The sequence below is a fragment of the Brevundimonas sp. genome, from assembly GCF_031412435.1.
GTDB lineage: Bacteria > Pseudomonadota > Alphaproteobacteria > Caulobacterales > Caulobacteraceae > Brevundimonas.
Genome location: NZ_JANODA010000040.1, coordinates 82,599 through 95,307, shown reverse-complemented (window position 1 = coordinate 95,307; position 12,709 = coordinate 82,599). Strand labels below are relative to the sequence as shown.

Annotated in this window: 11 protein-coding genes; 7 read left to right on the top strand and 4 right to left on the bottom strand. The window is 64.3% G+C overall.

Going from position 1 to position 12,709, the window contains the following annotated elements; all coding sequences use genetic code 11:
* The first annotated feature begins 306 nt into the window (after positions 1-306).
* From RMO01_RS07600 to RMO01_RS07580, 5 genes are all read left to right on the top strand, one after another.
* Complete coding sequence (locus tag RMO01_RS07600; protein WP_309628440.1) at positions 307-534, top strand: hypothetical protein; 228 nt, start codon at positions 307-309, stop codon at positions 532-534.
* 25 nt (positions 535-559) lie between these two features.
* On the top strand, positions 560-787 hold the full coding sequence (locus RMO01_RS07595; protein WP_309628439.1) for a hypothetical protein: 228 nt from the start codon (positions 560-562) through the stop codon (positions 785-787).
* A gap of 83 nt (positions 788-870) precedes the next feature.
* Positions 871-2,133: a P-loop NTPase fold protein gene (locus tag RMO01_RS07590; protein WP_309628438.1), complete on the top strand. Its 1,263-nt coding sequence runs from the start codon at positions 871-873 to the stop codon at positions 2,131-2,133.
* Positions 2,133-3,116: a hypothetical protein gene (locus tag RMO01_RS07585; RefSeq protein WP_309628437.1), complete on the top strand. Its 984-nt coding sequence runs from the start codon at positions 2,133-2,135 to the stop codon at positions 3,114-3,116. Before RMO01_RS07590 ends, RMO01_RS07585 begins: the two co-directional genes overlap by 1 nt.
* Positions 3,117-3,604: 488 nt before the next feature.
* On the top strand, positions 3,605-4,243 hold the full coding sequence (locus tag RMO01_RS07580; protein ID WP_309628436.1) for a hypothetical protein: 639 nt from the start codon (positions 3,605-3,607) through the stop codon (positions 4,241-4,243).
* A 10-nt stretch (positions 4,244-4,253) separates the two neighbouring features.
* Here RMO01_RS07580 and polA read toward each other — a convergent pair whose 3' ends face one another.
* From polA to RMO01_RS07565, 3 genes are read right to left on the bottom strand one after another with little or no spacing between them, the layout of a single operon-like run.
* Positions 4,254-7,175, bottom strand: a complete 2,922-nt coding sequence (gene polA / locus RMO01_RS07575; RefSeq protein WP_309628435.1) for a DNA polymerase I — start codon at positions 7,173-7,175, stop codon at positions 4,254-4,256.
* A gap of 54 nt (positions 7,176-7,229) precedes the next feature.
* The gene (locus tag RMO01_RS07570; RefSeq protein ID WP_309628434.1) at positions 7,230-7,847 is read right to left on the bottom strand and encodes a DUF6655 family protein; all 618 of its coding nucleotides are present in this window, start codon (positions 7,845-7,847) and stop codon (positions 7,230-7,232) included.
* 2 nt (positions 7,848-7,849) lie between these two features.
* Positions 7,850-8,290, bottom strand: coding sequence for a VOC family protein (locus tag RMO01_RS07565; protein WP_309628433.1), 441 nt, complete (start codon positions 8,288-8,290; stop codon positions 7,850-7,852).
* Positions 8,291-8,462: 172 nt separating this feature from the next.
* Between RMO01_RS07565 and RMO01_RS07560 the strand changes: the two genes are divergently transcribed.
* The gene (locus RMO01_RS07560; RefSeq protein ID WP_309628432.1) at positions 8,463-10,448 is read left to right on the top strand and encodes a CASTOR/POLLUX-related putative ion channel; all 1,986 of its coding nucleotides are present in this window, start codon (positions 8,463-8,465) and stop codon (positions 10,446-10,448) included.
* A gap of 98 nt (positions 10,449-10,546) precedes the next feature.
* The gene (locus RMO01_RS07555; protein ID WP_309628431.1) at positions 10,547-10,873 is read left to right on the top strand and encodes a zf-TFIIB domain-containing protein; all 327 of its coding nucleotides are present in this window, start codon (positions 10,547-10,549) and stop codon (positions 10,871-10,873) included.
* Between the two features lie 48 nt (positions 10,874-10,921).
* On the opposite strand, the gene RMO01_RS07550 is transcribed toward RMO01_RS07555, so the two are convergent.
* Complete coding sequence (locus tag RMO01_RS07550) at positions 10,922-12,634, bottom strand: hypothetical protein (protein WP_309628430.1); 1,713 nt, start codon at positions 12,632-12,634, stop codon at positions 10,922-10,924.
* Positions 12,635-12,709 lie beyond the last annotated feature (75 nt).

Sequence of the window (12,709 nt, the reverse complement as noted above, 5' to 3'; positions counted from 1 at the left end):
AAGCCCTCACCTCGACGCTCCCGGAAGACGCGAAGCGGCTGTCCGGGAGACAGCGGGGGCCGGTCGGACCGTCTCCCGGACAATCGCCAGCGCGATTTCCGGGAGCGACGAAGTCCGGAATCCGACGTCCCGGCTCTCCGCTTCGCGTCGGCCGGGATGACAAGCCCCAAGCCCTGATCCCTGGTCCCCAATCCCCAATCCCTACCTGTGCACAAACCAGAACAAACCACGAACATACCCTTGCCTCCGCCCCGCCCCGGGTGTTGAACCACCCCCGGGTCGGCCCCCATCCCCGAGGCGTTTCAAATGACATCACCCACCCCCGACCCCCGTCCCGCCGCCCCCGACCTGGAGCGGCTCCTGGCCCCCCTGCGCGGCCTCGACCTGACCAGCGCCGACGGCCGCTGCGGCATCAAGAGCCTCCTGGCCGAGATCGAGCGCCTCTCCCCGGGCGCCATCCTGCAACAGGCGGCCGGCATCCAGCTCCGGCGGCTGGGCTGCGTGACCCTCGCCGACCACCGGGACCGTGCCTAGGCGGCCCAGGGGGCGCGAGACCATCATGTTCCTGCGCCAGTCCCACTTCCTCGAGAACGCCGGAGGCGGCCCGGTCCACGCCATGGTTCACCGGGACGACGGCCTGTTCGGCTGCGAGGCCTTCCTGTCGCCCGGCCAATACCCCCCGTTCGAGGGTCCCGGCGCCTGGTTCCGCCTGATCCGGCACAAGAAGGGCGCCTACACCTTCATCGAGCGGGTCGCGGACAAGGACGGGGCGCCTTACTCCGGATAGACCTTCTTCACCGACAACGACCCGGCCGGCAGGGGGCGCCAAAAGGCTGTACCGCAGCGCCTCGTCCGTTAAAGTCGAGCGCCATGTATAATTCTGACAGGCCGCTGACGGACCGGCTCCACGACGAACTAGGATTAGCGGCGGTCGCAGATGCGGTCGCGGCGAGAATTATCGATCTTCAGCCCGAAGATGGACTAGTTGTCGGGCTCCAAAGTCCTTGGGGCATGGGAAAGTCGACCTTTCTCAACTTTCTCACACAGAAGATCGAGGAAGAGCCTTCCACGATTGTGGTGCGTTTCGCACCGTGGCTGGTCGATGACCGAAATGCACTGCTGCATGAACTCTTCGCGGAGATGTCTCGCAGCATAGAGCCTCGGGAAAAGAAGAAAAGCCAACGGTGGGACGTAGCTGAGCGGCGACAAAGACAGGCGACTGCTAATCGTCTCCGCCAGTTCGCTCGTATCGCAGACCGCTTGAAGTCGCTCCCTGAACTGCCCCATTTATCGTGGGTAAAGGATGCCCTGAATCTGCCTGTAGCCAGAGAAACAGGAGCGATCACGGGGTTCATCGTTTCGTGCGCAGCCGCCTTCAAGCCGAAGGACGAAACGCTGCGAGAGCTGAAACAAGACATAGCTACGCGACTGATTTTGCTAAAGCAAAAGATTATAATCATAATTGACGATGTTGATCGACTCGATCTGTCGGAGGCAAAAGAGGTATTTCGTTTAATCAGGGCGGTCGCAGATTTTCCTAACACTACTTACATTGTAGCCTTTGATCGCGAACCTATAGGGTTCGATCTTGATCATGAAGCCGATATTGGACGGTCATACCTTGATAAAATCGTCCAGGTACCTCTTGTTCTTCCTAAACCTGAGCCGGTGGACCTGCGAAGAATCTTGACCAAGGCGCTGATGGGGGATCAGGGCCGCCTAGGCGTCGTCGGCCGCCCGCTAAGACAAACAAACAACCCTTACCGATCCGATTCGGAGGCCCAACGGGTTGCGGGAGTTATCGACGCCTTAGTGAGAACATATCTAAACTCTCCGCGCCGTATCGGAATAATAAACAATGTAATGATGACGTTGTGGCCGGATGTCTCCGACGATGTCGATCTATCAGACTACCTAGTTCATCTCTGTCTCGTGAATTTTGACCGACCACTTGCGAGGTGGGTTGACGATTATCTTGCGGTTCGATCAACGAGACACCGTAGAGGTTCGGACCCATCGCGCACGGCGGCGCTTAGGTCGAGACTGGATGATATATTAGACAGCGCTCAACAACATCGTGAGGATCGGCTAATGATTCTTCGGTCTATTTTGCCGTCTATAAGGGGGTATTGATGGCCAATGAAGGTGACGATGGTTGGTTATTCGGCGGTGAAAGCAATGGAAAAAACGAGTGGGAAGCGCACCGTCGTTTTATTAGCGATTCATACAACCCTATTTATCGCCAAGGCGTCTTGGGTCCTCAGCACTTAAGCGAGTCCACGTTCACTCGCTTTCTTGAAAAGTCCCGAGTGGATTTATCGGGAGCGGCTCAGATGTTTATGGCCTGGGTCCGTACAGATCGGCCACTGGGTGGCGATTATGCCGATGTAGTTATGGAACGCTTGACTGCGCGTGCGCCAAGTATGGACGCGGAAACGGCGCGCGGTGTTGTCGCTGTATTTGCGGACGTGATGGATGAGTACTATCTTCTGCGGCCAAAGCGCGAGATGTTTGTCGATGTGTGGGATACGGCAGAAGCGATCATCCATACCTTTCACAAATCAATAGATGGATTCGAAATCGGCGAAACGCTTGAGCGCTTGGCAGGAGATGGCCAAGCCATTTCGTGGCTCACTGGAGGGATTGGTCGATCCGAGTTGTGGGGCCACGGGCTCGCCGGAGACCAGCCCACAGATGAACCCTCGCGCATCCTGACGGCCGTTCAACTGAGGACCTTTATGGACAGGGTCGTCGGCCGAATTCTCAAACTGACCCGCTCAGAAATAATCGGTTTGCCGCGCTTAGGTGGGATGTTGTTCGCCCTACGAGACAGTCCTTGGCACGCAGTGGAGACCCGTAAAATATTGAATCGGGTAGCGGGACCACGCACGCAAGATCGCGACTATCTGTCGTTTATGGAAGCTATGACTGGCGTTGTGGTGTCCTCTGACCGGGGTGCCTATCTGACCCTATCCGTGAAGGCCCTTCGCGACCTGTTAGGTGAAGAAGAATTCAACGGGCGCTGGGAGCGGCTCAAAAAGAAGAATCTTCCCGACGACTTGGATGAAGTTCGAGCCAAGGTCATTTCGATGATCGCCGCGCGTAAAAACTGGTGAGTTGGTGGGTCGCCGTATTTTGATCTAACCGTCAGCCGAGCCCTAATTGCTAGCGACCCTTCGCACGGGCCCCACGCCCAACCTCCAGTCAAACCCCGCGGCGTGCCCGCCCTTTAGTGGCCCTCGTCCCCGGTTTTCGCGGCACGCGCCTTCACCACCAGCGGCACCGATAGCGCCACGGCGGGTTCGGCCGCCTTCCATGACGCGGCGGATGACGGCTCGGCCAAGGGCTTGAGGCATAAGGCGGCCGCCGCCAGCGACTGCTTGCCAACGAACATCGATTGATAAAGTGTGCGTCTCAACTTCAGGTAGGGAGCCAGCCGTTGAGAAGCTTCGTTGGGTTCGTTTTGGCCGCCGTTCTGTTAGCTGTCGGTGGTTGTGCACACAGACAAGTCGACACGGTCACCCCCCTGACGGGCTGTGACCACCGTTCGGGCTGGTGCAATGAGACCCGTGAGACCGCCCAGGAGACTTGGCTGTACGCGCAAATGGCCGCCAATGCCTATGCGGCTCCCTCATTCGATCTGGGGCCTACGGTCGAAGAGTTCGAACGCAAGGCCAACGACGACATCGGTTACGCCTATGTCATTTTTGAGCGCCGTTGGTCGGCGCATCCGCCGGAATGGGTGATCGCCTATCGGGGGACGGAGAACGACACCCTTCTCGACTGGTGGAATGGCAATTTGTGGGGGCGTCAGAATGCGCGCGGCCTTGCCACCTACGATGACCTCCGGATGCGGCTCGGTCCTGACGCCAAAATCTCCGTTGCGGGGCACTCTCTCGGCGGCGGCATCGCCACCTATGTCTCATTGTGCCGCGCCAATACCGATAGCTACATCTTCAATAGTTCGCCGCGTTTCCGGGACTGTTATCCCCGTGCCGAGAACACACGGCGCTCCGTCGCCGAAACGGGCGAGGTCCTCAAGGGTGTGAGAATCTTCGGGAACGAAGCAACCCAGACCTACACCTCGGTCAACTGCATGCGAGGTGTCCGTGTTGTCACTCAGCACAGCATCAGCGCTCTGGCGAACTGCCTGACTGGCGCTGCGGCTTGGAGTGACAGCGAGGCTCGTACTTCCCTGACGCGGAACAGTATCCCGTTCCCAAACGGGCTGTCGCCAAGCTGACTCCGCCGCCCTAGTGCGCCTCGTCCCAGTTCTTCGCGGCCCGCGCCTCCACCACCAGAGGGACAGTCAGCGCCACGGCGGGCTCCGCAGCCCCCTCCATGACCCGGCGGATGACGGGGATGGCGGTCTCGGCCAGGGCGTCCGGGCATTCGAAGACCAGTTCGTCGTGGACCTGGAGCAGCATCTTCACATCCCCTAGCCCGGCCGCCTCCAGGGCCGCCGGCATGCGGATCATGGCGCGGCGGATGATGTCGGCGGCGGCGCCCTGGATCGGGGCGTTGATGGCGGCGCGCTCGCCGAACTGGCGTTCGGCGCCCGACTTTGAATGGATGGCCGGGATGTGGATGCGGCGGCCGAAGACGGTGGAGACGAAGCCCGCCTGGCGGACCTCGGCTTTCGTCGCGTCCATATAGGCGCGGATGCCGGGGAAGCGTTCGAAATAGGTCTTGATATAGGCGCCGGCCTCGCCCTGGTCGATGTTCAGCTGGGCGGCCAGGCCGAAGGCCGAGATGCCGTAGACGATGCCGAAATTGATGGCCTTGGCGCGGCGGCGGGTCTCGGGGTCCATCTGGTCGACGGGGACGCCGAACATCTCGGACGCCGTGGCCGTGTGGATGTCGATCCCGGCCTTGAAGGCGCGTTTCAGCTCGGGGATGTCGCCGATATGGGCCAGCAGCCGCAGCTCGATCTGGGAGTAGTCGGCCGAGATCAGGACGCAGTTGTCGCGGGCGATGAAGGCCTGACGGATCTGGCGGCCCGTCTCGGTGCGGATCGGGATGTTCTGCAGGTTGGGGTCGGAGGAGGCGAGGCGGCCCGTGGTGGCGGCGGCCAGCTGGTAGGAGGTGTGGACCCGGTCGGTGGCCTCGTCCATGGCCGCGACCAGGGCGTCGGTATAGGTGCCCTTGAGCTTGGACAGCTGGCGCCAGTCGAGGATGGCGCGGGGCAGGGGGTGGGTCTCGGCCAGGGTTTCGAGCGTGGCGGCGCCGGTCTCCCACTGGCCGGATGCGGTCTTCTTGCCGCCGGTCAGGTTGAGCTCGCCGAACAGCAGCTCGCCGATCTGTTTGGGGCTGCCGATCGAGAAGGGGCGGCCGGCGATCTCGTGGGCCTGTTGCTCCAGCTCGGCCATGCGCAGGCCGAACTCCGACGACAGGCGGCGCAGGCGGGCGGGATCGACGCGGATGCCCTCGATCTCCATGTCGGCGAGGACGGCGGGCAGGGGCCGTTCCAGGGTCTCATAGACGGTCGCCAGACCCTCCGCCGCCAGCCGCGGCTTGAGGATGCGCCACAGACGGAGCGTCACGTCCGCGTCCTCGGCCGCGTAGCAGGTGGCCGGCTTCAGCTCGACGTGTCTGAACGACTTCTGGGCCTTGCCTGTGCCGGCCACCGACTTGAACGGGATGGGGTCATGCCCCAGATGCAGCCTTGAGAGCTCATCCATCCCGTGCCCGTGCAGCCCGCCCTCGAGGACGTAGCTGATCAGCATGGTGTCATCGGTGGGCGCGACACGAATGCCCCGCCGGGCCATGACGGCCAGATCGTACTTTCCGTTCTGGACGACCTTGAGGACGGATTCATCCTCAAGAATTATTTTTATCCGGGCTAAAACCGTGGCCTTGTCGAGCTGGTTCAGGGGCGCCCGGGTCTCCACCGCATCCCCGAAGTCCAGCCCGCCCCCGCCCGCCCGCGGCTCGTGCTCATGGGTCAAAGGCACATAGCAGGCGTCGTTCGGCCCGATCGCCAGACTGACCCCGCACAGCCCCGCATGGGTCGCCGACAGGGCGTCCGTCTCGGTGTCGAACCCCACCACCCCCGCCTCCGTCGCCCTCGCCAGGAAGGCGTCCAGCTCTTCCAGGGTCTGGATGCAGCGGTACGCCTCGGTGTCGAAGGCCTGTTTCTCGACCTCCTCCGAAATCGCCTGGGGCGCATAGCGGGGCGAGATGACCGGGGCGGTCAGGGGGGCGGCCGGGCGCGACGGGGCGAAGGCCGACCCGTCGTGTCCCGCCAGCTTGCCGTCGCCGACCCGCCGCTGAAGCCCCCGGAACTCCATCGTCTCGAGAAAGGCGGACAGCACCGCCGGATCGGGATCGCGCATTTTGAAGTCGTCGATCGGCTCGGGCGCCGGGGCGTCACAGGTCAGCCGGACCAGCTGGCGGCTGAGCAGAATCTGGTCCCTGAAATTGATCAGGGTCTCGCGCCGCTTCGGCTGTTTGATCTCGCCCGCCCGCTCCAGCAGGGTGTCGAGGTCGCCGTATTCGTCCAGCAGCTGGGCCGCCGTCTTCGGCCCGATGCCGGGCGCGCCGGGCACATTGTCGACGCTGTCGCCGATCAGGGCCTGCAGGTCGATCATCTTGTCCGGCGTGACGCCGAACTTCTCCATCACCGCCTCCTCGGCCAGGCGGCGATCCTTCATCGGATCCCACATGACGACCGAGGGGCCGATCAGCTGCATCAGGTCCTTGTCGGACGAGACGATGACGCACTCCCCGCCCGCGTCCCGCACCTTGCAGGCATAGGTCGCGATCAGGTCGTCGGCCTCGTAGCCGGGCAGTTCGACGCAATGGACCCCGAACGCCGCCGTCGCCTCGCGCACCAGCGGGAACTGCGGGATCAGGTCCTCCGGCGGGGCCGAACGGTTAGCCTTGTACTGGTCGTAGAGGTCGTTCCGGAACGTCTTCTCCGAATGATCGAAGATCGCCGCCAGATGGGTCGGGCCGTCGGCGCCCTTCATGTCCTTCAACAGCTTCCACAGCATGTTGCAGTAGCCCTGGACCGCCCCGACCGGCAGGCCGTCCGACTTGCGCGTCAGGGGCGGCAGGGCGTGGTAGGCGCGAAAGATGTAGGCCGAGGCGTCGATCAGCCACAGCCGGACGGCGGGCCCGTCCTGCGTCAGGGAGCGGTCTGCGGGCGGGGTTTCGGCGACGGCATCGGACATGGGGCGAACATAGGCGGGGCCGCCGCGCCCGTCACCGGTCGAAACGGCCGAAGCCTAGAACTCCCGCCAGCTGTCGCCGGGGTCGCGTTCGCCGGGCCGGGCCGACTGCTGGCCCCAGGTCACCATCATCAGCACCTTGTGGCTGCGGATGCGGTACTCGCCGATCATCGGCGAGACGGCGCCCAGAGGCGCGCCCGTCCGGGCGTCATAGACGAAGCCCGAGAACTCGGCGACGCCGACCCGGTCGCGGCGGCTGTAGAGACTGAGTTCGGGGATCGAGACGACGTTCAGGTTCTCGTTGATCGGCAGGGCCAGCGGCGGCAGGCCCACGACCCGGCGCATCTGTTCCAGGGACAGGGCGCCGGCGCGCAGTTCGAACACGGCGTCGGCCTGGCCCTTGTCGTCGGCCAGGGCGAAGCCCGCTTCCGACAGGGCCGAGCGGATGGCCGAGGTCGCATAGGCCGAGCCCTCGCCCTGCATGTAGCGGTTCTCGACGAAGACGCGCGAACCCGGCGGGATCGGCAGCCGCAGACCGTCGACGGCGATGTCGGCGGCGCGCGCCATCAGCAGCTGTTCGGTCGCGGTGCGGCCGGGATTGGTCTCCGAGGTCGAGGCGCAGCCGGCAAGCAGGGCGGCCAGAACGGCCGCGACGCCCGGAAGAATCAGACGCACGCCTACCAGGTCCCGGTGTTGGGCATCGACAGCCAGGGCTCGGCGGGGGTCAGCGGCGTCCCCTCCTGCAGCAGTTCGATCGAGATGCCGTCGGGTGATTTGACGAAGGCCATGTTGCCGTCGCGGGGCGGGCGGTTGATGACCACGCCCAAGTCCATCAGCCGCTGGCAGGTCGCATGGATATCGTCGACCTTGTACGCGAGGTGGCCGAAGTTGCGACCGCCCGTATAGGTCTCCGGGTCCCAGTTCCAGGTTAGTTCGACCTCGGGCGAGCGCTCGGCGGCCGAGCGTTCCTTGTCCTTGGGCGCGGCCAGGAAGACCAGGGTGAAGCGGCCCTTCTCGTTCTCCAGCCGGCGCACCTCCTCCAGACCCAGTTGGGTGGTCCAGAAATGCAGGGAAGCGTCCAGGTCGGCGACCCGGACCATGGTGTGCAGATAGCGCATGAGAAATCCTCAGGCCGCGAGTGGGGAGAGCGGTCTTCTAGTTGGAAATCGTCAGCTTCCAAAGGCCGGAAAAGGGCTTTAAGCGTGACCTTTCAACGTCCGTGCGCGAATTGTCGCAAGACGTAGCGTCGGCCAGGGGGGCGGGCGGACAGTCAGGGATACGCATCGCTCCATGGGATCGATCACTCGCGCCAACGCCGCGCGCGCCGCCGTCAAGGGCGCCGCCGCCAAACCGAACACCACCAAGGGACAGCAAACGGGCGACGTCAGCCTCGGCGAACGCCTGAAGTACGGCTTCGACAAGTCGATGGCCGGCGGACCGGTCGCCCTGGTCGGCTGGCTCAGCCTGGTGACCCTGGTCGTGATCCTGTTCGCCGCGACGATCCTGGCGATCAGCCGCATGGGTCCGGACGGCGGCTTCAACTTCTTCGAGGCGGCCTGGCAGTCGCTGATGCGGACGATGGACGCCGGGACCATGGGCGGCGACTCGGGATGGCCGTTCCGCTTTCTGACCCTGTTCGTGACCCTGATGGGCATCCTGGTCTTCTCGGCCCTGATCTCCATCATTTCGGCGGGGCTGGACGCCAAGATCGAGGAAGCCCGCAAGGGTCGCTCGCGCGTCCTCGAAACCGACCACACCATCATCCTGAACTGGTCGGCGTCGATCTTCGACATCATCTCTGAACTGGTCATCGCCAACGAGAGCCGCAGCAAGCCTCGCATCGTCATCATGGCCAACAAGGACAAGGTCGAGATGGAGGACGAGATCGCCGACAAGGTCTCAGATCTCAAGAACACCCAGATCATCTGCCGTTCGGGCGATCCGACCGACCTGTTCGACCTGTCGATCGTCAACCCCCAGGCTTGCCGCTCGATCATCGTCGTGTCGCCGGAAGGCGTCGACGATCCCGACAGCCAGGTCATCAAGACCGTTCTCGCCCTCACCAACGATCCGAAGCGGCGTGAGGAGCGTTATCTGATCGCGGCCGAACTGCGCGACGCGAAGAACGCCGAGGTCGCCCGCATCGTCGGCGGCGACGAGGTCCAGCTTGTTCTCGCCGACGACCTGATCTCGCGCATCGTGGTCCAGTCCAGCCGTCAGGCCGGTCTGTCAGCCGTCTATTCCGAACTGCTCGATTTCGACGGCTGCGAAATCTACACGACCGAGCTCGAGGAACTGGTCGGAATGACCTACGGCGACGCCGTCATGGGCTATGAAGATTCCGCCCTGATCGGCCTGCGCTACGCCGACGGCAAGGTGAAGATGAACCCGCCGATGGACGAGGTGATCCCGGCCGGCGCCCGCGCGATCATCATCGCAGAGGACGACGCCTCGATCAAAATGACGCCATTGCCCGACGACGCCGTCGACGCTGCGGCGATCCGCAAGCCCAAGGCCGTGCGTCGGAAAGCGGAGCGCACCCTCATCATCGGCTGGAACCGTCGCGGCCCGATGATCGCCTATGAGCTGTCGAAATACGTCCGCCCCGGCTCGACCCTGACCGTGGCAGGCGACACTCCCGGCTTCGCCGAGGAGATCGCCTCCATGCCTCTGGGCTCGACAAACATGAAGGTCACGGCAAAGACCATCGACACCAGCCACTCGGCCTCGATCGAGGCGCTGGATCCGGTCAGCTACGACTCCATCATGGTCCTTGGCTATTCCGACACCATGGAGGCCCAGTCGGCCGATACGCGGACGCTGATCACCCTGCTGCATCTGCGCAAACTGTCCGAGCGGCTGGGCACCCACATCTCGGTTGTTTCCGAGATGATCGATATCCGCAACCGCGAGCTGGCCGAGGTCACCCGCGCCGACGACTTCGTGGTGTCCAACAAACTGGTCAGCCTGATGCTGGCCCAGGCGTCCGAGAACGAATACCTGTCCTCGATCTTCGACGACCTGCTCGATGAGGACGGTTCGGAAATCTACATGCGCCCGGTCGGCGACTATGCGGACCTGTCCGGACCACTGACCTTCTACACGATCGCCGAAGCCGCCCGTCAGCGCGGCGAGACCGCGATCGGCTATCGCAGGAAACGCGAGGCCGAAGACGGAGACGGCCGCAACATGGGCGGCGTCGTGGTCAATCCGTCCAAGTCCGAGGCGCTGGACTACCTTCCGGAAGACCGCGTCATCGTCCTGTCGGAAGACTGATTTGATTGATCGGGGCGGGGCTGCGACACCCCGCCCCGGTTGGCGCGTTCTGACAGATGCGCCATCTGGACCCAGATTCGTCGATCAGGAGACCGCCCATGCCTTTGCTGATGTGCCCCAACGACAACGCCCAGATGCAGACGCTGGACCGCAACGGCGTCCAGTTCGACATGTGCCCCACCTGTCGGGGCGTCTGGCTGGATCGCGGAGAACTGGAAAAGCTGATGGAGGGCGCCGTCGGCTCTGCGACTCCGGCCCAGCCCGCCTATGCCCCGCCGCCCCAGCAGAGCGCGCCTCCTCAGAGCGCACCGTGGGGCCAGGCCCCGCAGCAGCCGCAATACCGCGAACAACCGCGCTATCGCGATGACGATGACTACCGCTACAAAAAGAAGAAGCGCGACAGCATCTTCGACATCTTCGACTGACAGGGCTCAAGCAAGCGCGAGACCGCGTCGCGCGCGTTAGCTCCTATATCAAGCCGCCAACCCCGCCGCCTTCATCAGTCCCTTGAGCGGGGCGAGGGTCTCCGGCGCAGCGCTCAACGCCGCCCGGGCTTCAGGTGCGCGGCAGATCTTGATCGCCTCGGCCTTGGCCCGGTCGGCGGCCGGTCCCAGCGGAGCGGTCTCCCCGGCTGCGAGCCGAAGCAGGGCCGAAAGCTTCTGCTGAACGGTGACAGGCGCTCGCGCCAACTGCGTGGTCAGCTTGGCCTCGGCCTCCACCACCCCGCCGACATGGCCGATGGCGGTCACGATCTGTCCGGTGTCGTGTTCCGACAGGGCGGCGGCGACGACGGACCGGTTCAGCTGGGCCAGGATCTGAAGCTTCTTAGAGGCCGTCGCCGCGCTGATGCGCATCTCGCTCTCGAAACGCAGGGAGGTCACGCAGGCGGCCAGCCAGCGGGCGGCCGAGCGCTTGTTCGCACCGCCGGTGACGTTCTCGCACAGTCGCGTCAGCTGTTCAGCCTCGCACAGGACGGTCTCGCAGGGCACGACATAGGCCTGGACGAAATCAGCGGTGACCAGGCTCTTGGACCGCTCGGTAAAGGCCGTCTGGACCTCCTCCAGCGTCAACAGACGTCCCGCTGTCGCCGTCAGCGACATGGCCAGGGTGCGCAGGATGTCGATCTCGCCCGATGCATCGGCGGGCCGAAGGCGGCGCGGTCCCATCAGCTCGCGCAGGACCATGCGTGCCAGGGAGGAAGCAAGGATCGGATATTCGCCGGCCTCGATCCGGGCGCCCAGCCGGGCCGCCGGGCCGTCGACGGACGGCATGAGCAGGGCCATGCGCGGATCGTGGCGGATCAGCATGTCGATCTCGCGCGGCGCCACCATCCGAACCACGGCGGCCAGACTGCCGCCCTGATCCAGCGCAGGTCCCAGGATTTCCGACAGGTTGGTTCGCGCGCCCAGCTGTTCGCACAGGATTTGTTCGATCGCGACCATCACCATGGCGCGCGGCGCGCCTTCGCCCGGCGCCCGGTCGGCAAGGTCCATCAGCCGGTCGAGACGCGGTCGCGCGCCCCGCACACCCGCCAGGGCGCCGGCGATGATCCCCCCCATGATGAAGGATCGATCCGGCGCGCCCGCCAGCTTCTGGGCCACATCGGCCAGCGACCGGTTGGCGAGGTCGGTGAAGCTCCCCTTGCGGCCGGCCGTGACCACCCGCTCCGTCGCCTGCCCGACGAGCTTCTGATAGTGGCGGATCAGCTCGTGAGAGGCCTGACCCGTGGCCTGGCTCTCGGGGATTGCGACCTTCTGGATCGCGTGCTGCAGCTCGACGCCGGAGGCCTCGAGCCTTTCGACCAGATCCGGCCGGTGCAGAAGCTCGAAAACGGTGATGCCGTTGCGCCCCAGCCAGTCCTCCAGCACCCGTCCGATCAGCTCGCGGGCGTGCGGCGCATACAGGTCCTGCGGGCCCAGGCAGTTCGAACGGTCCTCGTCCGCGTTGACCAGCCGTTTCTTTGGCGGTTCCGGCGCGCCCCTGGTCAGGACGGTGACGCTGTTGAACTCCATCGTGTCCGGATCAAGGGTCTCCTTGGTGACCCGCACGGCCACGGCGTGCTTGTCCTTCAGGACTTCCTCGGCGGTGTCGATGGCGTGCTTGCGCTCTTCCGTGGCCAGCATCAGCGACCACGGCGCGGGCGCTGTCTTGCGGATGTAGAGCTCGTAGTGGACGGGTCCAGCCATGGGGGCGCTTTCTGCGGTCTTGGAGACGAGACTAGCCGAGAAGGCTTTAAGGTCCCGTTTCGCGCCCCGTTCTTC

Bases quoted from the DNA above. Each gene is read 5' to 3' on its own strand.
- RMO01_RS07600 (WP_309628440.1), top strand. From the start codon at position 307: ATGACATCACCCACCCCCGACCCCCGTCCCGCCGCCCCCGACCTGGAG.
- RMO01_RS07595 (WP_309628439.1), top strand. From the start codon at position 560: ATGTTCCTGCGCCAGTCCCACTTCCTCGAGAACGCCGGAGGCGGCCCG.
- RMO01_RS07590 (WP_309628438.1), top strand. From the start codon at position 871: ATGTATAATTCTGACAGGCCGCTGACGGACCGGCTCCACGACGAACTA.
- RMO01_RS07585 (WP_309628437.1), top strand. From the start codon at position 2,133: ATGGCCAATGAAGGTGACGATGGTTGGTTATTCGGCGGTGAAAGCAAT.
- RMO01_RS07580 (WP_309628436.1), top strand. From the start codon at position 3,605: ATGGCCGCCAATGCCTATGCGGCTCCCTCATTCGATCTGGGGCCTACG.
- polA (WP_309628435.1), bottom strand. From the start codon at position 7,175: ATGTCCGATGCCGTCGCCGAAACCCCGCCCGCAGACCGCTCCCTGACG.
- RMO01_RS07565 (WP_309628433.1), bottom strand. From the start codon at position 8,290: ATGCGCTATCTGCACACCATGGTCCGGGTCGCCGACCTGGACGCTTCC.
- RMO01_RS07560 (WP_309628432.1), top strand. From the start codon at position 8,463: ATGGGATCGATCACTCGCGCCAACGCCGCGCGCGCCGCCGTCAAGGGC.
- RMO01_RS07555 (WP_309628431.1), top strand. From the start codon at position 10,547: ATGCCTTTGCTGATGTGCCCCAACGACAACGCCCAGATGCAGACGCTG.
- RMO01_RS07550 (WP_309628430.1), bottom strand. From the start codon at position 12,634: ATGGCTGGACCCGTCCACTACGAGCTCTACATCCGCAAGACAGCGCCC.